We start from the raw sequence: 19,412 nt of genomic DNA, 5'->3' as shown, positions 1-19,412 counted from the left end.
CTTTTGTTCGCCTTGCTTCCAAAGCGGCTGCAAAAGTACAGCAAGTTTTTTAACCGTGCAACTGTTTGGGAAAATTTCTTTTCGAAAACATCCGCGCAAGCTAAAATCATCCGCCGCTCGTTCGCGGGGGCCGCAAAGGTACGATCAACGATCGCGTACTTGCAAGCCCTTTGGATTATTTCTTTCAATTCTTTTCGGGGCGAAGGATTCATCGCGCTGGGGCCGTTGCCACATACGCTTTTGATGAAAAGCATCCTGAAAAGGGAGCGCGCCAATTCGGCAAGCAGTTGCCAGTGTTGGGGCGCAGGATTGTAAACGCCCCACCTAAAGGTTGGTTGAACGATGGGCGAATTTTTCCTTATTCCTTTTTACCCGGACACTCAGCGGTGCAAGCACACTCTGAGGCCCTGGCCTTCTCTCCGGCATCTAATCAGACGGTATATATAAGGTCCGGCGATAACGTCACCCAAAGGTTGTAGCACCTCGGAGGGTGGCAAGGGGGAGGAGGCGACCTGCAAGGGTGCTACCCGGCACCCAAGCCGCATCTTCTCGGACACTCAGAGGTGCAAGCACACTCTGAAGTCCTGGCCTCCTCTCCGGCATCTAAGCAGGGGGTATATAAGGTCCGGCGATAACGTCACCCGATACTTGTACGAAGGAGGCGACCTGCGAGGGTGCTACCCGGCACCCAAGCCGCATCTTCTCGGACACTCAGAGGTGCAAGCACACTCTGAAGTCCTGGCCTCCTCTCCGGCATCTAAGCAGGGGGTATATAAGGTCCGGCGATAACGTCACCCGATACTTGTACGAAGGAGGCGACCTGCGAGGGTACGCATCAATCCGATCAGCGAAGCAACTCCTTTGCAAAAGTCGAAGCAAACGGTGCAAGGGGTACCGTCGACATGAGTCGCAGTTCCTCCACCAGGCTGCTCTCGCCATTCAGAAAAGCCAGTACCCGCTCCGGAGGATTGTTACGGAACAAGCCGACAAACACCTGATCGCCGGGGAGGACACCATTCTGTAGGAGACGTAGCAAGGTCGCATCGTAAAGTAGATGCCGCTCCGGCCACGGGGAGAGATCGGGCAAGCGGGGATAAGCCTCCGCGATCTGCATCATCTTCCGTTGTACGTTATAAAAGGTATAACCGGTGGAGGGGCGGGCATCTCCCCCACCCAGGCCGATGTGGATGAGCTTACCCTCCCGCCGGGGAAAGGAATAGGTGGTCATCGGGATGTTGCCCGCCTCGGTATGCTCGATGCGGTAGCCCCCCTTCGTCCAGTAAGCAGCGACGTACTCCCCAAGGAGGCGATCGTATTCCTGCGTTTCTAGGTGGTCGTTACTGAATATGGCGATCTCGACCATGGCGCGGCGCTCGGAAAAGGGTAGGACGTAGAAGAAGCGCGTCTGCCCGAGCTGCGGCGTTCGAAAGTCCATTAGGGTAGCCACGGCCGGATCGAAGGTATCCTCCTCGGTTTCCACGTACCATCCCCGGAAGTGCTGATCCAGGTAGGGCGCTTTTACCGCCCGGTGATCCAAAGGATGCGGCAGGCTGCTGAAGGCCTGCTTTGCAACAACCGTCTCGCCGTCAACCGCGAACCGAACGCCCTCCGGAATGGTCCGTATATCGGTGGCCCGTGCGTAGCGCCGCTCCAGGCCGGCCACGTCGGCGATGGCCTCCTGTGTCTTCGCGTAAAAGTGTGTACTACGGATCAACTTATAGGTAAAGGCCCCCAAGTCACAGGTCAAATTAGCCCCGGCATTGTGGAGCGTAACGCCCTTCCACCGCTGCAGCACGATATCTTCAAAGGGCCCGCTTCCCGCTTCCCAAAACGACCAGGTCCGGTCGTTGGCTTGCTTACGCTCCGGATCCACCAGCAGTACCCGCTGCCCCGCTAATTTACCGGCACGGTGCAGGTGGTAGAGCAGGCTAAGACCGGCCAGTCCCCCTCCTATCACGGCCAGATCATACGATTTCATAGGGCGACGTTGAGGACAATGAAGAAGAACAGCTGCGCAAATAAATATACGGGCAATAAAGGACTTCGGTACCGGATGCGGAGCCACTGTAGGGGTAGCGAAATGACAAAGGCCACGACCGCCCACATGAGGTAATTCTGCAGGGGTACCACGTTATCCGCCCACTGCCAGTAATCGAGGCTGATGGCTACCGGTTCGATAGCAACGTCATACAGTGCAATGACCGCACTGGCGAGCAGGGCCGTTGGCAGGGGGCCGTCGACCACCCTGGCGGCCAGGTCATTCGTCGCGAGGGTCAGGGCGCACCAGTTCAGCGCGATGACGAAGGGGACCCCCAACCACTGCCACCACATCGTGGCCCCGTAAGCGTACTCACCGAAAACGGCTCCCGTAGCCACCCCGACGGCTTCCGTGGCGAAGGTGAAAGCGTAAGCCAGGAATAACCAGCGCCACAACCGAACATCCCCATTACGCCGGTACAGACTGAAGATCAGCAGGCCGTTCAGTACGAGTAAAAGGCCATCCGTTGTATACCGCGTTACGGGCAGAACGGCGGGAAGGGTATGCGCCAGAGCGCCGGAAGCGAAGGCGAAAACGAGAAACGCCGCGAGATATCGCTCGGCCGGAACAAGGCTATGGAAGTCGGAAGCGGTGTTTGAAGGGGGGGAGTGCGGCAAGACGTCCTGGTTTTCGGATAGGGTAAAGACGCCATATTCCCTAAATGGTTGGGTTACTTCCTTCATTGAATCTACCGAAGGCGCAGTACTTTTTACCAAAATTCACTATCCCTCCGCCTATGTATCGGCTATCCCTTGCCCTCGGTATCCCGTTTTACGCTTTGCCCTTCTCCCTTTTTGGGCAGAATGACGCTTCCCCGCCCCCGATCATCGATATTCACGTGCATGCCCTACCGGTGAGTCCGACGTTTTCCAGCGCCTTGTGTCCCTGGTTCCTCACGGACATGCCGGGTGGCGACCCCAACGATCCGGCGCCGGCCTTCTTTACCGACGACTGCGCGGACCCGCTGCCGGCCGCGGCCAACGACCGGGAGATGCAAGAGGAAGCCATGCGGCGGATCCGGGATATGAATATGACCATGGTGGCCTTCGGTGCGCCGACCATTCTGCATAAGTGGCACGACGCCGCTCCAGCGGGACGGATCCTTCCGGGTATAGGCATTGACCCGAATATGCCGGTGGCCGATTTCCGGGATTCGCTAAGCAGTGGCTTTTATAAAGTGGTCGCCGAGGTAGCCCCGCAGTACCAGGGTATGTCTCCGAGCGATTCCATCTACACCCCCTACTTCGCGGTGGCAGAAGAGCTAAACATACCGGTCGGCATCCACATGGGAACGGGTGGCAACGGCGTGGCGAATCTTACCCAACCGAATTACCGGGCGTCGCTTGGCAATCCGCTCTTGCTCGAGGATATGCTGGCCCGGCATCCAAAGCTCAAAATCTGGGTGATGCATGCCGGCTACCCGCTGGTAGACGAGCTAATTGCGCTGATGGGGGCCCATGCCTACGTATACCTGGATGTTTCCGGCTTCATCTGGAGCTATCCGCTGGCCGAGGTCAACCACGTCATCGAAAAATTAGTGCGGGCCGGCTTCGGCAAACGGATCATGTACGGCACCGATTTCCTGTTCTGGCCCCGCATGTTCGAAACTTCCTTCGGGGTGATCGAGGAGGCCGACTACCTCTCCGCGGATCAGAAACGCGACATCCTCTATAACAATGCCGCCCGCTTCTTGCGCCTGGACTGATAACTAGGTGGCGAAGCTTCAGCTTCGCCACCCGGTGACGCAGGCATGGCATCCGCCCGAAACAGAAACCGCGGGACTCGCCATGAATGAATTTTATGAACGGTTCCTTTCCGGTGGAGGGAGGTTTCTCCCGCGCTCCGGCGCCCGAACCCATACCTATATAAGGTTGAAGCGGTGCTTCACCGCCGAGCTGGCCAGCAGGTACACCTTTCGCGTGTCGGCTACGCGGATGCGACGGGTGGTGACGTGCCCGGCCGGGGAATTGCGGATCTTCTGGAACAGCTTGGTGTAGTATACGTAGGCGAGGTAGACCCCGAGACGGGCGCTCGGGGGAAGTTGTTTAATCCCCTGGTAGGCGTGGTCGAAATCGGCCTTGATATCCGCCTCGATGGAGGCCTTTACATCGTTGTCGAATTTCTCGTAATCGACCCCTGGGAAGTAAACCCGTCCGCGATCGTGGTAATCCGAGCGGATATCCCGCAGGAAATTGATCTTTTGAAAAGCGGCCCCGAGCGAGCAGGCCGAGTCCTTGAGCCGATCGTATTCTTCGGTGTCCCCGTCCACGAAGACTTTCAAACACATCAGCCCGACGACCTCGGCCGACCCGTAGATGTACTCCTTATATAAGGATGGATCGTAGCGGGTGTTGTCCAGGTCCATTTCCATGCTATCGAGGAAGGGGTCGATCAGGTCACGGCCTATGCCATACCGATGGGCAACCTCCTGGAAGGCCTGGAGAATGGGGTTCAGGCTGATCCCCTCCTCCAGAGCGTGGTACGTATCCTCCCGGAACCGCTGGAAAAGCCTCTGCTTGTCCTTGTGGTGGAAGGTGTCCACGATCTCGTCCGCAAAGCGCACGAAGCCGTAAATACCGTAAATCGGTGCGCGGAGGGGTTTGTCGAACACGCGAATGCCCATACTAAAGCTAGTGCTGTATCGGCGGGTAACCAACGAAGCGCACTCCCGACAAACTTGGTGGTACAGATTAAGCATGGACGGGCTGGGCTCTAATAATGTCACGGGCGGCCACCTGGCCGGAGATGATGCTCGGTGGCATACCAGGGCCTGGTGTAGTAAGTTGGCCGGCGTACCAAAGGTTCTTAATTTTCTTACTCCGCAATTTAGGCTTCAGGAAGGCCGTCTGCGTCAGGATATTTGCAAGACCGTAGGCATTCCCCCGAAAAGCATTGTAATCTTCCCGAAATTCCCGGTGGGCGTAGCCCCGACGGTACACCACGTGGGGCCGGATATCGAATCCGATACGCTGTTGCAGGCGGTCGCACATCAGGTTCCAGTAATGCTCGCGGCGGTCCGGGTTGTCGTCCAGGTCCGGGGCCAGGGGCAGCAGAAAGAACAGATTCTCGCAACCCGCCGGGGCCACCTCGGGATCGGTTACCGAAGGACTACACACGTAAAACAGCGGATCCTCCGGCCAGGCCGGTTCCTCGTAGATCTCGTGGGCGTGGCGGTTAAAGTCGGCGTCGAAGAAAAGGGTGTGGTGGTGGAGGTCCGGCACTTTCCGGTCCAGCCCCACGTAAAAGAGCAAACTGGAAGGTGCCATCGTGCGCTGCGACCAGTACTTTTCCGTGTATACCCGGTCCTCGGGCGCCAGCACCTGCTGCTCGAAGTGGTGATAGTCGGCGGCACAGACAAGCACGTCGGTGGCGTATTGCTCGCCGTTGGCCGTTCGTACGGCCGTTACGGTGTTCCCCCGGGTCAGGACTTCCGCCACCGGCGAACCGGCGATAATCTCCACCCCCTGCTCTTTTGCCACCGCGGCCATGCCTTCGATTATTTTGTGCATCCCGCCCATGGGATACCAGGTACCCAACTCGAGATCGGCGTAATTCATCAGGGAATATAGGGCGGGCGTATTTGCCGGAGTGGCGCCGAGAAACAGCACCGGAAATTCCAGCAGCTGGATCAGCTGGGGGTGCTTGAATAATTTCCGGACGTAGGAGGCCATATCCGTAAGCATTTGCAGGCGGAAGGCCGATTTCACTACCCGGAGGTCGGCAAAATCGAGGATGCTGTGGCCGGGTTTGTGGACGAACTCGCTGATCCCCACCCGGTATTTGTACTCCGCTTCTTCCAGGAACTTGCGCAAGTTGGCGGAGCTGCCGGGCTCGAGCCGTTCGAAGAGGGCAAATAATTCGGTGGTGGAGGCGGGCAACTCTACCCGGTCTTCGGCCCCGAAGACGACTTCGTAACTGGGATCTAGCCGGACTAAATGGTAAAAATCGCTCGCCGAGTGCCCGAAGGCGTTGAAGAACTGTTCGAAGATTTCCGGCATCCAGTACCAGCTGGGTCCCATATCGAAGGTGAAGCCTTCGGCGGTAAACTGCCGGGCACGACCACCGAGGCCGTCATTCTTTTCCAGGAGGCGCACCTGAAAACCTTCCTTCGCCAGGTAGGCGGCGGCGGACAGGCCGGCAAAACCGGCCCCTACCACGGTAGCAATTGACTTCAAACGGGGCGAGGGTTAATGTATGGGCGTAACACCGATTTACCGGAACGGTTTATCGGTTGTACGCGCTCATGGTATTGGCCAGCCCGTGGGCACAAAAACTCAGGCAGGCGGCGGCGGCATCCTCCACCAGTTTCGGCAGGGCGTCCCGTTCTTCGGGATTCCATTCGCTGAGGACGTAATCGGCCTGCTGACCCGGGTGAAAATCCTTGCCGATCCCCACCCGCAGGCGGGCGTAATTGTTTCCCCCGGTCATCTGGTCGATGTCCTTTAAACCGTTGTGACCGGCATCGCTGCCTTTACCGCGCAGGCGCAGGCGCCCAAACTCCAGGTGGAGGTCGTCCATGACCACCAGCAGGTTTTCCTTAGGAATCTTTTCGGCCTGCAACCAGTAGCGGACCGCCTTTCCACTCAGGTTCATGAAGGTAGATGGCTTGAGCAGCACGATCTGTTTTCCCCGGTGGCGGATGCGGGCGACATCACCCAGATTCTCCGATTTCCAGTCGTCGGTGAGGTCTTCCAGCACCCGAAAGCCGACGTTGTGGCGGGTGTCTTCGTATTTGGGGCCGGGGTTGCCGAGGCCGGCGATGAGGAATTTCATGGTGCGAAGGTAATCGTATGCCGCCGGTGGTTCGATTGACAAATCTGCTTGGAATTGGCAGGTTGGCTATTTTCACCGTACTTACCTAAAGCTCACTTTATGACCCGGTATGGCTACACCGCCCTTATGCTGTTGTGTCAACTCTCCCTGTTTGGCCAATGGGCACAGACCAATTTCGTGTCCGGATACTACGCTACCGACCTAAATGTATTCGGTAATCAGATCGTAGTCAACATCGGTGGGGCCGTTTTTACTTCCTCCGATGGCGGGCAAACCACCGAATGGATCACCGAAGGCGACGGTCTTCCTTTCGCGCCGTACGCACTGGTTACGGAGTCTACGCTGTACCTGACCACCAGTACGAACCGCCTGTATCGTACGACCGACTGGGGAGACACCTGGCAGCCGGCCGCTTTCGATCCCGCCCCGCGTTCGCTGTCACACTTCACTGACATCTTCATCAACGACGACGGAGAACACTTCGCCGTTACCGACGGGGGCCAACTATACCGCTCCGCCGACGGACTCGCCTGGAGGGAAGTCACCGTCGACGGGCCGGACCTCTACCCTAATCAAGTATTGCTCTCGGGGCTTGCCTTGGGTGATACGCTGCTTCTTGGATTGGCGGGGGGAGTATTCCGCTCCGGCGATGATGGCGCGACCTGGGCCTATCACAGCATGTCCGAACGCGGGCTACAGGTCAACCGTCTCGCAACCACCGCGGCTGGGCAGCTGTATGCTACCACCACCGGGGACGGGGTATTCCGTTCGGGGGATGGTGGCGTGACGTGGGGAACCGTCAGCGAAGGGTTACCCGACGGAGAGCGAAACATTCAGGACCTGGAGATCGTCGGGGGAAACACCGTTTACATCACCACGAATGCCGACGACGAAACCTCCAACCTCTATGAATTTAGTGCAGAGCGCGAGCGATGGCAGCAACTATGCGCCGGCGAGGAAAACACCCAGGTTTTCATTCACCTGGCCACCGATGACACCTTCCTGTACGCGTCCACCGTGGATAACGGAATCTGGAAGCGTCCCCTGGCGGAACTTACCGGAGCCGCCTGCGGCCTGACGTCCGCTACCACCGCCAAATTCGAGGAGACGTTGCGGCTTTACCCCAATCCGGTCCGGGAGCAAGTGGTCATCGACCGTGATTTTTCCGGCTTGGATATAGCTTATTCGATCATCGATGCATTGGGAAGGGAAGTACAGCGTGGCCACCGACGGCCTACCGACGACCGGATGCAAATCGATCTGCGCCAACTCCCTCCCGGTCCCTATTTTCTTTCCTTGCGGACCGGAAAGGGCGATCGCTACCGCGGCCGACTCCTGAAACGGTAGCGGTCGGGGCGAAGCTTACTACCTTCGCGCCCCATGCAGTTTTCGCTCTTACATACCGATCAGGAAACCGGCGCCCGGGCCGGCGTCGTCACCACCGACCACGGCACCCTACAGACCCCCATTTTTATGCCGGTAGGCACCCTGGGGACCGTCAAGGGGGTTCACCAACGTGAACTGAAGGAGCAGGTAAAGGCCCAGATCATATTAGGCAATACCTACCACCTCTACCTCCGCCCCGGCACCGAGGTACTCGAGGCCGCCGGCGGCCTCCACCGGTTTATGCAGTGGGACGGGCCTATCCTCACCGATAGCGGCGGCTACCAGGTATTTAGCCTGGCACACCGACGAAAAATCACGGAGGAGGGTGCCACCTTCGCCAGCCACATCGACGGCAGCCGCCATCTCTTCAGCCCCGAAAGTAGCCTGGGCATCCAGCGCAGCATCGGGGCCGACATCGTCATGGCCTTCGACGAGTGCCCCCCCTACCCTTCCACCCGCCAGTACACCGAAGACAGCATGCACCTCACCCACCGTTGGCTGGAACGCTGCGTGAGGTTTATGCAGGATAGCCAGCCGAAGTACGGCCATTCCCAGGCGTTGTTTCCCATCGTTCAGGGCGGAAGCTTCGACGACCTGCGGAAGCAATCCTGCGAATTCATTGCCTCCCAGGACCAGCCCGGCAACGCCATCGGCGGCCTCTCCGTCGGCGAGCCCATCCCCGATATGTACCGCATCACCCAGTTGTGCTGCGACATCCTGCCAAAGCAGAAACCCCGCTACCTGATGGGCGTCGGCACCCCCGCCAACATCCTGGAATGCATCGCCCGCGGTGTTGACATGTTCGACTGCGTCCTGCCCAGCCGCAACGCCCGCCACGGCATGCTCTACACCCGCGACGGCATCATTAATATCAAGAACGCGAAGTGGAAGAACGACCATTCCGCCATCGACGCCCGCCCCGACGCAGCCCCGACCTCTCAGGTGCACAGCAAGGCCTATCTCTGTCACCTAATCCGCTGCGGCGAGTTGCTAGCCGGCCAACTGGCTACCCTGCACAATTTGGCTTTCTACCTTTCCCTGGTCCGCGAAGCCCGCACCCGCATCCTGGATGGTAGTTTTCTGAGCTGGAAAAATGAACTGGTCCCCCAGCTCGAGCGCCGCCTCTAGCCAAATCTAACGTTCCTTTTTGCGCCGGAGCGCAGGAAATAAGCCCCTACCAAGGCCGAAGGCCGTCTACCAAGCAAAAAGCGACGCGCCTTTGCGTCTACCAAGGGCCAAAAGCCCGTCTACCAAGCAAGGAGCAAAGCGACTTGCGGCTAATAACTACCTTTGCCAAAATCCCGAATGACCATGGCCCTGAAATACCGCCGCATCATGCTCAAACTGTCCGGTGAAACCCTAATGGGTGACCAGCAGTACGGCATCGATCCGAAGATGCTTACCTACTACACCAAGCAGATCAAGGAATTAATCGATATCGGCGTGGAAGTAGCGGTAGTCATCGGTGGCGGCAACATCTTCCGGGGCCTATCCGCCGCCGAATCCGGGGTGGAGCGTACCCAGGGCGACTACATGGGCATGCTGGCTACCGTCATCAACGGCATGGCGCTGCAGAGCATGATGGAAACCCACGGCGTCTTCACCCGCCTGGTGTCTGCCATCGAGATGCAACAGATCGCCGAGCCCTACATCCGCCGCCGCGCCATCCGCCACCTGGAGAAGGGGCGGGTCGTCATCTTCAGCGCAGGTACCGGCAACCCATACTTTACCACCGACAGTGCCGCCGCCCTCCGCGCCAACGAGATCGGAGCCGATGTCATCCTCAAAGGCACGCGGGTGGACGGAATTTACACCGCCGACCCCGAGAAAGATCCTACCGCCACTCGGTACGACAAGATCTCCTTCCGGGATGTCATGAACAAGAACCTGCGCGTCATGGACCAGGCCGCCTTCGCGCTCTGCGCGGAGAACGACCTGCCCATTATTGTCTTCGATATCAACGAGCCAAGTAACCTGCGGAAGATCATCTTCGGAGAGAAGGTCGGGACATTGGTTAGCAACATTTAACCACGAACAAGCGCCCGCCAACGCCCGCCGGACAAACGACGGGAGCCAGCGGGCGCTGCGTGGTACGTTAACGGCTTGCTCGCTTAGCGGTCAACGCGTAGCTTGCCGGTACCCATTCCCTCGGCGCCCCAAGTGACGATAATGTAGGTACCGACCGGCAGATTCGGTGTGGCCTTGGTGCGGTACGTCGGTTCACGGAAGCGCTGGCTCCAAACTTCCCGACCGTCAATCGACATAATCCGGAGGTCACTGAATGCCCGCTGACTTTCAACGGTGAAGGTCGAGGTCGTCGGATTAGGGAACAGCCCGATCGTTTCCGTAAGCGGCTCGCGGGCCACACTCGTCGGTTCGCAGAGCGCAGAAGCTTCTCCCTTGCCGGTCGGCGGCGTGGTTCCGGGACTTAGATAAAACTTATCGAGGAGCGCTCCATCCTCACGGAAGACCACGTACAGCGTATGCGCGCCCGAGTCGAGTGTGTAAGTGACCGGGTTTCCGGGATCGGTATCGTGAACATCGTCCCAGGTCCAATCCGGGCCGCCGGTAATGCTGTTCCATAGTATCCAGTCGCCGTCGTCCATCCGGATCCAGAAGGAATCGTCGTCGGCCGACGGGGCGTTTACCCGGCCGAAAAGGGTATAGGACGTAGAGTCGACGACGGTGAAATTCAGCACGATCTGATCCTCCGCTTCCTCGGAGGCGGTCTCGAGTATCTGTACGCCCGTAGCCGTGGCCGCATAGGCACCGTTGGAAGCGGCGGTGTCTTCCGTAATCACCCAGTTGCTACCGACCGTACCGCACTCCACGTCCAACCACACCCCGGGATCCACGTAGCTATCGCTACGCTGGATAGTTACCGAAAGGGTGTCCATGGCCCGGGCACCGTCGTTGTCCGTTACCGTCAGGACGAAGTCGTACTTACCCGGTGCCAGCGCGACGGAGTCCATGGCCCCGGCGGAAAGCTGTTCGTCCACCAGCGACCAGTTGTAGGATGCAATTGTCCCGTCCGCGTCGCTGCTGCCGGAGGCGTCAAGATGAACCGTCACCGCCAGGGTATTCATACTATCCGTCAGCAGCTGATCTTCTCCGGCGTCGGCGACCGGGGGCACGTTTTCCACCGCGCCCGCCTTACCGGTGAAGGTCGTGAAGGTCATGATGCTATTGGCCGGCAGCGATACCGCCAGGGCACCATCGGCTACCGGGTAGGTACCTATCGGTTCCATATTCATGGTTGCCGCCGTCGCGTAGCCGGTCATTTCGGCGTAGGCGTTCGTACCCAGGTTGAAATCGAGGCTCAGTTCGTTGCCGCTCGAGTTGACGGCTACGACCACCAGCGTAGAATCGGTTTTATAGGCGGTGATATCCGCCCCGGTGGAGTGGGTAACATCGACCCGGACGGCTCCCGGACGAATAAACTTGGAAAAGTGGCTCATGACGTAGCCCCGTTTGGAGATGTTTCCGTCGTCCTGGATCAACCCGTAAAAGCGACGTATATACCACCAGATATAGGCATTGAAGTTGGCCTGCATGGTGCCGGACACCTCGGTGCCGACGGCCAGGGCGTTCGGCCATTCGTTCGCGTCGGTATTGCTGTCGGTATAGTGCTCGGTCATCCAAACTTCTTTTCCCTTTTCGCGGGCGAGGGGATAGTCGCGGATGGTCGCTCCGTAGAGGTGACCACCGACGATGTCCAGGTGCTGCTCCGCGTCCGGATCGTTTAGGATGGGGTCCGTATAAGCGTGGTTGAAACCCAGCGATTCGGAGGCAACCAGGTTGATGCCCGCGAATTTATCACCCTGCTCCTTCACGAAGGTGAGCAGTTGCTGGGGTGTCCAGTCGCAGGATTCGTAGGTGGCTCCGGACCAGTCCGGCTCGTTCTGTACCGAAATGGCGTGCAGGGGGGCGCCGTTTTCCTCCATGAAGTCGGCAAAGCCCATCAGGTGGTCGGCATAATCGTCGTAGTATTCGGGTAACAGCTCACCGCGTACGATATCGTTGTTGGTCTTCATGTTTACCGGGGGCGACCAGGGGCTTGCCAGAATGATGGCGCCGAGATCATGCGCCTGCCGCGCCGCGGGTACCTGTAGCTCGTAAATGCCGGAATCCGACGGTGCCTTGATGCGGAGGATGGTGAGGCCCATTTGCCAGGGCTCATTGCCGAAGGCCTTTGCGACCAGGGAGGAGTCGAGGTTGGCAATCCAGTCCGGCATGTTGACGCCGCCGAAGCCCGTGATGGTTTGGTATTCCGTAGCGGGATCTACGATGACTTGCTGCCCGAAGGCTCGTCCGGGTAGCAAGAGTAGGCATAGCCCGGCCACCCCGGCCACGAGGCGGGAAGAAATAAAGGTCTTTTTCACAATTAATCGACTTAACAAGGTGGTGGCGGAACCACTACGCCAGGCGGGAGCGGCTCGCCGAATGGGTTCAGGGAATACAATCAGGGAGCCTGGCGAACGCCGTCGATCATCCGGTGGATGGACAGCGGGTTGCTATCCTGCAACGCGGGAGGAAGCAGATTTTGCGGAAAATTCTGGTAGCAGACGGGACGAGCGAATCGATCTATCGCGCGGGTACCCACCGAGGTCATCCGGCTGTCGGTCGTAGCGGGAAAGGGTCCACCGTGCACCATGGCGTGCCCCACTTCGACCCCGGTCGGAAAAGCGTTGATAATCAACCGGCCGACCTTTTCTTCGAGTACGGCCACGAGATCGGCGTATTCTCCGAGATCGGCGTCGGTGGCAAACAGGGTGGCGGTGAGGTGGCCGTGCAGCCGGGCCGCGCTTTTTACTAACTCGTCTTTACTGTGCCCCTTCACCAAAACGGTACTGGGTCCGAACACCTCCTCCTCGAAGTTCTCGCCCGCGAGGTAATGCTCGGCGGAAGCGACGAAAGCCCGCGCCGTGCCTGCGTATCCCTTGTCCGCCGCTTTGCCTTCCGATAGCAGGGTCACGGCACCGTTTGCGCGCAGGGTGGATACACCTTTTTCGTAAGCACGCTGGATGCTCTGGTTGAGCATGGCGGCGGCCTCCACGTCACGGAAGTTTTCGGCTACCCGGTCGGTAAAGGCGGCGGGGTTGGCGGTCGGGGCCAGGAAGACCAGGCCGGGGTTGGTGCAGAATTGTCCGGCGCCCAGCGTTACGGATTGCGTCAGGCCGGCGGCGATTTCCTCCCCGCGCTCCTCCAGGGCCCCGGGCAAAATGAAGACCGGATTGGTGCTGCCCATCTCGGCGTAGACCGGGATCGGTTGCGGACGCTCGTTAGCGATCCGTTGGAGCGCCGTACCCCCACCGTGGGAGCCGGTGAAACCAATCGCTTTAATGGCGGGGTGTTGCACCAGCCAGGCGCCGCTTTCGTTGCTGTTGCCCTGGATGAGGGAAAAGGTGCCGGCGGGAAGTCCGCAACTTGCGACGGCCTTATTGATCGCTACGGCAATCAGCTCACAGGTTCCGGGGTGACTAGGGTGCCCCTTAGCCACCACCGGGCAGCCGGCGGCCAGGGCGGAAGCAGTATCGCCGCCCGCTACGGAAAAGGCCAGCGGGAAATTGCTGGCGCCGAATACACCTACTGGCCCCAGCGGCCGGAGCATCGAGCGTACGTCGGGCTTTGGGAGGGGCTGGCGGTCCGGGTCGGGGAAATCGATGCGGGCATCCACCCAGGAACCTTCTCCCGCTACTTCGCCGAACAGCCGGAGCTGGTTGACGGTCCGGCCCCGTTCTCCGGTGATGCGGCCGGGTGGGAGTCCGGACTCCGCGCAGCAGCGGTCGATGAGGTCGTCGCCCAGCGCCATGATCTCGTCGGCGATCGCGTTGAGGAATCGATTGCGGACATCCGGCGAGCTATTCCGGTAAGTCGCGAAGGCCTCCATAGCGGCCCGGGCGGCCCGATCCACTTCCGCTTCACTAGCCACGTGAAAATGGCCGGGCAATTCCTCTCCGGTGGCGGGGTTGGTTCCGGTAAAGGTCTGGGAGCCGGCGGCACTTGCTTGGCCGGCGATGTAGTTCTTTCCTGTCAGTGTCATTTCACAGTATTTAGTAGTGTTCCGATGGGTTCGATGGTGATTCGGATCTCGTCACCGCTTTGCAGGGTAAAATCCGCGGTCGGTACGATGCCCGTTCCCGTCATGAGCAAACAACCGTAGGGAAATGTGCACTCCCGGAAGAGGTATTCCACCAATTCTTCCGGTTTCCGCTTCATTTGTCCGAGGTTGACTTCCCCGCTGAAGACGGAAGCACCGCCGCGCAGCACGCTCATGGAGATCACCGTAGCGGGGGGTAAGGGAGCTTCGGTAACGAGAATGCAGGGCCCCAACCCGGCACACGCATCGTAGGTTTTGGCCTGCGGCAGGTAGAGCGGATTCTCCCCCTCGATGCTGCGGGAACTCATATCGTTGCCGATGGTATACCCTACGATTTTTCCACTGGACGTGACAACGAGGGTAAGTTCGGGTTCGGGTACGTCCCAGCTGCTGTCTTTCCGGATGTGGACCAGTCCCCCGGAGGCCACGGTACGCGCCGGAGTGGCCTTGAAGAAAAGTTCCGGGCGGTCGGCCACGTACACCCGCTCGTAGAAGGTACCGCCGCCGGCTTTCTCCGATTCTTCCTGCCGCGCCAGTTTGCTGTTGAAATAGGTGACGCCACTGGCCCAGACCTCCTGTTGACCGGCGGCTACGCTCCGCAGGGTTCCCGCTTGCACCTGCGCTCCGTCGCCCTCCCCTTCCGCGATGACGCGCAGCTTTTGGTATAGATCGTCGTCGTTGACGAAGGTAGCCCAGTCGTCCTCGATGGAATAGTAGCGCCCCTCGTATTCAAGGATGATGCCGTGATCGGTATGGAATAATTTCATGGTGTGAAGGTTTGTTCGCGGGGCTTACCCGGCCAGAAGGTAGACGATAAAAACGGATAAGGCCGCCGTTATGCCCAGGACGAAAGAACTCAGCGACATGAAGCGGTAGCCCATTTTCACGTCCATGCCGGAGAGCCGGGTGACCACCCAGAAGAAGCTGTCGTTGGCGTGCGACACCACCGCCGAGCCGGCACCAATGGCCACTACGACCAAAGCCCGGTCGATCCCCTCCGTAAAGCCCAGATCGTCGAGCATAGGTGCCATGATGGAGGCCGTCGTGATGAGCGCCACCGTGGAAGAACCCTGCGCCGATTTAATGGCCGCCGCCAGAATGAAGGGCAACCAGATGTTGAGGCTGAGGCCCGCCAAGGCATCACCGAGTACGTTGGCGATGCCGGAATCGCGGAGAATTTGCCCAAAAACGCCCCCCGCCCCGGTGATCAGCAAAATGGACGCAGCACCGGTCAGCGCCTTGCCGATCCACCCGTCGGTGGAAAACATCTCCCGCTCCAGCTTTTTCGGCAGGAGCAGCGAGAGCAAGCAGCCGATGGTCAGCGCGATAAAGGGCTCGCCCAGGAAAAAAACCACCCGCGGCGCAAAGGGCAAATCACCGTAACCATCGGCCTCAAAGCCGCCGAAGGCCACCAGCATGGAGCGGACCACGATGAGCACGATCGGTACGAAGATCGGCACGGAGGAAAGCAGGGCTCCCGGGGCCCGGGTCAGCCGCGCGTCGATCTCGGCCTGCGTAATTTCCGGGGCCGGATCGATGTAGGTCTTGGCGACGTAGCGCCGGATGAAAATCAGACAGGCCCCCAGAGATATCAGGCTGATCGGAATGCCCAACAGCAGCACTATACCAAGATCCGCGTCGAGGTAAAAGGCCGCCGCGATCGGGCCAGGCGTCGGCGGTACCATAGTGTGCGCCGCCATCAATCCCATGGCCAGGGCTATGGCCGTGCCCGCCAGCGAGAGGCCGGCCTTCTTCGAGAGACTGCGGTTGAGCGGCGACAGCAACATGAATCCGCTATCGGCAAAGACCGGGATCGACACCACCCAACCGATGAGCCCCATCGCCACGGTGACCCGGTCCTTCCCGGCTAGCCGCAGCACCCGGTCGGCCAGGGTATAAGCCGCCCCGGTATTTTCCAGAAAGGCCCCGATGATGACCCCGAGAATGATGATCAGCCCGATCCCACCCAGTGTGTTCCCGAAGCCGGCGTTCACCGAGGCGACGACCGCGTCCAGCGGCATGCCCACCAGCATCCCATACCCGATGGCCACCAGCATCAGGGCCACGAAGGGATGTACTTCCAGCCGGGCGGTCAGCAAGATGATCATGGCTACACTGAGCAGCAGTAGGAATACGGTGAGCATGGCGATCAGTGTAGGTCGCGGTCGACGATAGCTCCGGACTTCCCGGTCAGGATATCGAGGTCGGCACCGAGTTCGGCCTGCTCTACGTGATCGAGGTACACGCGTACCCAGCCACGGGTGGCCCGGGGCTCCGGCGGGGTCCATTCGGCCTTCCGGCGCTGTAGTTCCTCGTCACTGATCTCCAACTGGAGCAACCGCTTTTCTACGTCCAGCGTAATGAGGTCACCATTTTGCACGACGGCCAGGGTGCCGCCGACCGACGACTCCGGGGAGACGTGCAGTACCACGGTGCCGTAGGCCGTGCCGCTCATGCGACCGTCGGAGATGCGGACCATATCCTTGACGCCCTGCTTCAGTATTTTCTCGGGTAGGTCCACGTTGCCGACCTCCGGCATGCCGGGGTAGCCCTTCGGCCCGACGCCCTTTAGGACGATGACGCAGTCCGGGTCGATGTCCAGGTCCGGGTCGTCGATCCGGGCGTGGTAATCCTCCATGCTCTCGAAGACCACCGCCCGCCCGGTATGCTGCATCAGGTGGGGGGTGGCGGCGCTGGGCTTGATGACGGCGCCGTTTTCGCAGAGGTTGCCACGGAGGACGGCGATGCCCGCGTTCGACTGCAGAGGTGCATCCCGTCCTACGATCACGCCTTCGTTGTAGCATTTGGCGTCGCGGTAGTTAGCGTCCAGGGTTTGGCCATTGGCGGTAACGACGTCGCGGTGCAGCAGATCGCCGAGTTCTTTCATGACGACGCCCAGTCCGCCGGCGTAGTAGAAATCTTCCATGAGGAATTTCCCTGACGGCATTAGGTTGACCAGTAACGGGACGCCGCTACCCAGGCGGTCGAAATCATCCAGCACCAGATCGACGCCGATCCGTCGGGCAATCGCGGTCAGGTGGATGATCAGGTTGGTACTTCCTCCTACGGCGGCGTTGGTTACGATGGCGTTCTCGAAGGCTTGGCGGGTGAGGATTTTGGACATCGTCAGGTCCTCCTTCACCATCTCCACGATGCGGCGGCCGGAAAGTTGCTGCATGACCCGCTTGCGCGAATCGGCGGCGGGAATGGAAGCGATGCCGGGCAGGGTCAGTCCCAGGGCTTCACTCATCACGGCCATCGTCGATGCCGTCCCCATCGTATTGCAGTGGCCGATGCTGCGGGCGGCGCAGATCTCGGCTTCGCGCAGGTCGTCGCCGCCGAAGTCGTCGTTGGTCAGCTTTTCCTTGATGAGCCAGTTGAAGGAACCGGAGCCGATGGTCTCGCCCCGGAAACGGCCGTTGAGCATCGGCCCGCCGGGCACCACGATGGTCGGCAGGTCTACGCTACAGGCGCCCATGATGGTCGAGGGGGTAGTCTTGTCGCAGCCGGTGAGCAGCACCACGCCGTCGAGCGGATTGGCGCGGATGGATTCCTCGGTGTCCATACTCGCCAGGTTGCGGAAGAGCATGGTGGTGGGCCGCATGATGGTTTCGCCCAGCGACATCACGGGAAATTCGAGGGGGAAGCCGCCGGCCTCGATCACGCCCCGCTTCACCCGTTCGGCCACCTCGCGCAGGTGACCGTTGCATGGGGTGAGTTCCGACCAGGTGTTGCAGATACCGATGACCGGCTTGCCACGGAAGTAGTCGTCGGGGTAGCCCTGGTTACGCATCCAGCTGCGGTGGACGAATCCCATCTTGTCGTTGCCGCCGAACCATTCCTGGCTGCGGAGGCCTTTTTCTTTCTTTTGCATAATCTGCTTTAAAATAATATCACCGACCGATTACGGTCTTAGTCCATACTCCTGGGCACCGCCAGGATCGCCTCTACGGCCGGCTTCGGGGTCAGGTCCCGGTTGTAGGGCAGCACGTAGTTTGTCCGGTTGGGGATCGGGTAGCCGTTCTTCCACGACATGCCGTCCTCCACGCCCCAGAAGGTGACGCGGTCGATCTTGTCGCGCTTGCGGTAGAAGATCTCGAAAAGCTCGCGGTAGCGGTCGGTGAGTTGCTGCTGTACCTCCTCCGGCAACCCGTCGGAGTACGGATCCAGGTAGGTCTTAAATTCCTCGAGTTCGTACTGGGGGTGCATCATACCGGTACCGATGATCTGCCCCTCGCGGGTCAGCGGCAGCACGTCCACGTCCAGTTCGGTGATCATCACCTTCACGCCCAGACTGGCGAAGGAATCAATGGCCGCTTCGATGTATTCGTTCTTCGGGTAGTTGAGGCCCCAGTGCCCCTGGATGCCGATGCCGTCGATTCGGATGCCCTGCTCCTGCAGCATGCGTACCATGCGTACGATCCCGTCCCGCTTCGTGGGTCGCCAGGCGTTGAAGTCATTGTAGTAGAGTTCGGTGCCGGGAGCGTATTGCTCGGCGGCGCGGAAGGCCATGGCCACGAGCGAGTCGCCGTTACCGATGCCGTTCACCCAGGTAGTGGGCCGGTAGGAGCCGTCGTTGTCGATCACTTCGTTCACGACGTCCCAGGCGTCCACCTGACCGGCGTAGCGGCCGGCTACCGCCTCGACGTGCGACCGCAAGCGCTCGGCCTGCTGTTCGGGGGTATTCGGCTCGCCGGCATCGTTAGTGAAGAACCAGGCGGGGGTCTGGTTGTGCCAGATTAGGGTGTGGCCAACGATAAACATATCGTGCTCCTTCCCGAAGGCGACGAATTCATCGCCCGGGGCCCAGTTATAGACGCCGGGTTCGGGATTAATCTCCTCGGCCTTCATCACGTTCTCGACCGTAATGGCATTGAATTGCTCGCGTACGATCCGGTTCAGCGCGGTATCCCGGCCGGAGGTGATGCCGGGGTTGACGGCCGTGCCGATGAGAAAGGCCCCTTCGTAGGCCGTTTTGAGCGGAACGAGTTCCTGGCTTGCGTTCTCCTGCGCTCCGGCGCAAAAAGAAAACAGCAGGCAAAACAGAACGAAGGGGATGTGCATGTCAACGGATTTAGGGGTAAAATAGCAAGAATAACGGCTTACACAATCGAA

General features: G+C 59.8%; 16 protein-coding genes. 5 read left to right on the top strand and 11 right to left on the bottom strand.

Annotated features, from left to right (window positions below; genetic code table 11):
- On the top strand, window positions 1-315 hold a 315-nt coding region (locus tag CLV84_RS21920; RefSeq protein ID WP_170067791.1), incomplete at its 5' end, for a hypothetical protein.
- Window positions 316-844: 529 nt separating this feature from the next.
- Here the strand turns inward: CLV84_RS21920 and CLV84_RS19600 are convergent.
- Together CLV84_RS19600 and CLV84_RS19595 are read right to left on the bottom strand one after the other, a co-directional pair.
- Window positions 845-1,978: a lycopene cyclase family protein gene (locus tag CLV84_RS19600; RefSeq protein ID WP_104421532.1), complete on the bottom strand. Its 1,134-nt coding sequence runs from the start codon at window positions 1,976-1,978 to the stop codon at window positions 845-847.
- Window positions 1,975-2,655: a carotenoid biosynthesis protein gene (locus CLV84_RS19595; protein ID WP_245911567.1), complete on the bottom strand. Its 681-nt coding sequence runs from the start codon at window positions 2,653-2,655 to the stop codon at window positions 1,975-1,977. Before CLV84_RS19595 ends, CLV84_RS19600 begins: the two co-directional genes overlap by 4 nt.
- A gap of 119 nt (window positions 2,656-2,774) precedes the next feature.
- Between CLV84_RS19595 and CLV84_RS19590 the strand changes: the two genes are divergently transcribed.
- A complete protein-coding gene (locus CLV84_RS19590) occupies window positions 2,775-3,743 on the top strand; it encodes an amidohydrolase family protein (RefSeq protein WP_104421530.1) in 969 nt (322 codons plus the stop codon).
- A gap of 156 nt (window positions 3,744-3,899) precedes the next feature.
- Here CLV84_RS19590 and CLV84_RS19585 read toward each other — a convergent pair whose 3' ends face one another.
- Genes CLV84_RS19585 through pth form a run of 3 tightly spaced genes read right to left on the bottom strand, consistent with a single transcriptional unit; the run spans window position 3,900 to window position 6,811 of the window.
- Window positions 3,900-4,736 carry a phytoene/squalene synthase family protein gene (locus CLV84_RS19585; protein WP_104421529.1) on the bottom strand — a complete coding sequence of 279 codons (837 nt, stop codon included), beginning with the start codon at window positions 4,734-4,736 and terminating at the stop codon, window positions 3,900-3,902.
- On the bottom strand, window positions 4,729-6,213 hold the full coding sequence (locus CLV84_RS19580) for a phytoene desaturase family protein (RefSeq protein ID WP_104421528.1): 1,485 nt from the start codon (window positions 6,211-6,213) through the stop codon (window positions 4,729-4,731). Before CLV84_RS19580 ends, CLV84_RS19585 begins: the two co-directional genes overlap by 8 nt.
- 49 nt (window positions 6,214-6,262) lie before the next feature.
- Window positions 6,263-6,811 carry an aminoacyl-tRNA hydrolase gene (gene pth / locus CLV84_RS19575; RefSeq protein ID WP_104421527.1) on the bottom strand — a complete coding sequence of 183 codons (549 nt, stop codon included), beginning with the start codon at window positions 6,809-6,811 and terminating at the stop codon, window positions 6,263-6,265.
- Window positions 6,812-6,910: 99 nt separating this feature from the next.
- On the opposite strand from pth, the gene CLV84_RS19570 reads away from it, so the two are divergent.
- The 3 genes from CLV84_RS19570 to pyrH all read left to right on the top strand — a co-directional run bounded on the left by CLV84_RS19570 (window position 6,911) and on the right by pyrH (window position 10,225).
- Window positions 6,911-8,158 (top strand): T9SS type A sorting domain-containing protein, encoded by a 1,248-nt coding sequence (locus CLV84_RS19570; protein WP_104421526.1) that lies wholly within the window; start codon window positions 6,911-6,913, stop codon window positions 8,156-8,158.
- Between the two features lie 33 nt (window positions 8,159-8,191).
- A complete protein-coding gene (gene tgt, locus CLV84_RS19565; RefSeq protein WP_104421525.1) occupies window positions 8,192-9,325 on the top strand; it encodes a tRNA guanosine(34) transglycosylase Tgt in 1,134 nt (377 codons plus the stop codon).
- A gap of 183 nt (window positions 9,326-9,508) precedes the next feature.
- Window positions 9,509-10,225, top strand: coding sequence for a UMP kinase (gene pyrH, locus CLV84_RS19560; protein ID WP_104421547.1), 717 nt, complete (start codon window positions 9,509-9,511; stop codon window positions 10,223-10,225).
- Between the two features lie 83 nt (window positions 10,226-10,308).
- On the opposite strand, the gene CLV84_RS19555 is transcribed toward pyrH, so the two are convergent.
- The 6 genes from CLV84_RS19555 to CLV84_RS19530 all read right to left on the bottom strand — a co-directional run bounded on the left by CLV84_RS19555 (window position 10,309) and on the right by CLV84_RS19530 (window position 19,361).
- Window positions 10,309-12,579, bottom strand: coding sequence for a PKD domain-containing protein (locus CLV84_RS19555; protein ID WP_104421524.1), 2,271 nt, complete (start codon window positions 12,577-12,579; stop codon window positions 10,309-10,311).
- An 80-nt stretch (window positions 12,580-12,659) separates the two neighbouring features.
- Entirely contained in the window at window positions 12,660-14,240 is a 1,581-nt protein-coding gene (locus tag CLV84_RS19550; RefSeq protein ID WP_104421523.1) for an aldehyde dehydrogenase (NADP(+)), read from the bottom strand.
- Window positions 14,237-15,064 (bottom strand): fumarylacetoacetate hydrolase family protein, encoded by an 828-nt coding sequence (locus tag CLV84_RS19545; protein WP_104421522.1) that lies wholly within the window; start codon window positions 15,062-15,064, stop codon window positions 14,237-14,239. Before CLV84_RS19545 ends, CLV84_RS19550 begins: the two co-directional genes overlap by 4 nt.
- A gap of 24 nt (window positions 15,065-15,088) precedes the next feature.
- The gene (locus CLV84_RS19540; RefSeq protein WP_104421521.1) at window positions 15,089-16,441 is read right to left on the bottom strand and encodes a GntP family permease; all 1,353 of its coding nucleotides are present in this window, start codon (window positions 16,439-16,441) and stop codon (window positions 15,089-15,091) included.
- Window positions 16,442-16,446: 5 nt separating this feature from the next.
- A complete protein-coding gene (locus CLV84_RS19535; protein WP_104421520.1) occupies window positions 16,447-18,171 on the bottom strand; it encodes an IlvD/Edd family dehydratase in 1,725 nt (574 codons plus the stop codon).
- Between the two features lie 38 nt (window positions 18,172-18,209).
- On the bottom strand, window positions 18,210-19,361 hold the full coding sequence (locus CLV84_RS19530; RefSeq protein ID WP_104421519.1) for an endo-1,4-beta-xylanase: 1,152 nt from the start codon (window positions 19,359-19,361) through the stop codon (window positions 18,210-18,212).
- Window positions 19,362-19,412: the final 51 nt, after the last annotated feature.

It is taken from the genome of Neolewinella xylanilytica (assembly GCF_002934605.1).
Taxonomy (GTDB): domain Bacteria; phylum Bacteroidota; class Bacteroidia; order Chitinophagales; family Saprospiraceae; genus Neolewinella; species Neolewinella xylanilytica.
This window is presented reverse-complemented; position numbering and strand designations above follow the sequence as displayed.

What these genes read in the sequence shown, in the direction of transcription:
- CLV84_RS19535 (WP_104421520.1), bottom strand. Translation starts at nt 18,171, where the DNA reads ATGCAAAAGAAAGAAAAAGGCCTCCGCAGCCAGGAATGGTTCGGCGGC.
- pth (WP_104421527.1), bottom strand. Translation starts at nt 6,811, where the DNA reads ATGAAATTCCTCATCGCCGGCCTCGGCAACCCCGGCCCCAAATACGAA.
- CLV84_RS19570 (WP_104421526.1), top strand. Translation starts at nt 6,911, where the DNA reads ATGACCCGGTATGGCTACACCGCCCTTATGCTGTTGTGTCAACTCTCC.
- CLV84_RS19530 (WP_104421519.1), bottom strand. Translation starts at nt 19,361, where the DNA reads ATGCACATCCCCTTCGTTCTGTTTTGCCTGCTGTTTTCTTTTTGCGCC.
- CLV84_RS19585 (WP_104421529.1), bottom strand. Translation starts at nt 4,736, where the DNA reads ATGCTTAATCTGTACCACCAAGTTTGTCGGGAGTGCGCTTCGTTGGTT.
- CLV84_RS19600 (WP_104421532.1), bottom strand. Translation starts at nt 1,978, where the DNA reads ATGAAATCGTATGATCTGGCCGTGATAGGAGGGGGACTGGCCGGTCTT.
- tgt (WP_104421525.1), top strand. Translation starts at nt 8,192, where the DNA reads ATGCAGTTTTCGCTCTTACATACCGATCAGGAAACCGGCGCCCGGGCC.
- CLV84_RS19545 (WP_104421522.1), bottom strand. Translation starts at nt 15,064, where the DNA reads ATGAAATTATTCCATACCGATCACGGCATCATCCTTGAATACGAGGGG.
- CLV84_RS19550 (WP_104421523.1), bottom strand. Translation starts at nt 14,240, where the DNA reads ATGACACTGACAGGAAAGAACTACATCGCCGGCCAAGCAAGTGCCGCC.
- CLV84_RS19540 (WP_104421521.1), bottom strand. Translation starts at nt 16,441, where the DNA reads ATGCTCACCGTATTCCTACTGCTGCTCAGTGTAGCCATGATCATCTTG.
- CLV84_RS19590 (WP_104421530.1), top strand. Translation starts at nt 2,775, where the DNA reads ATGTATCGGCTATCCCTTGCCCTCGGTATCCCGTTTTACGCTTTGCCC.
- pyrH (WP_104421547.1), top strand. Translation starts at nt 9,509, where the DNA reads ATGGCCCTGAAATACCGCCGCATCATGCTCAAACTGTCCGGTGAAACC.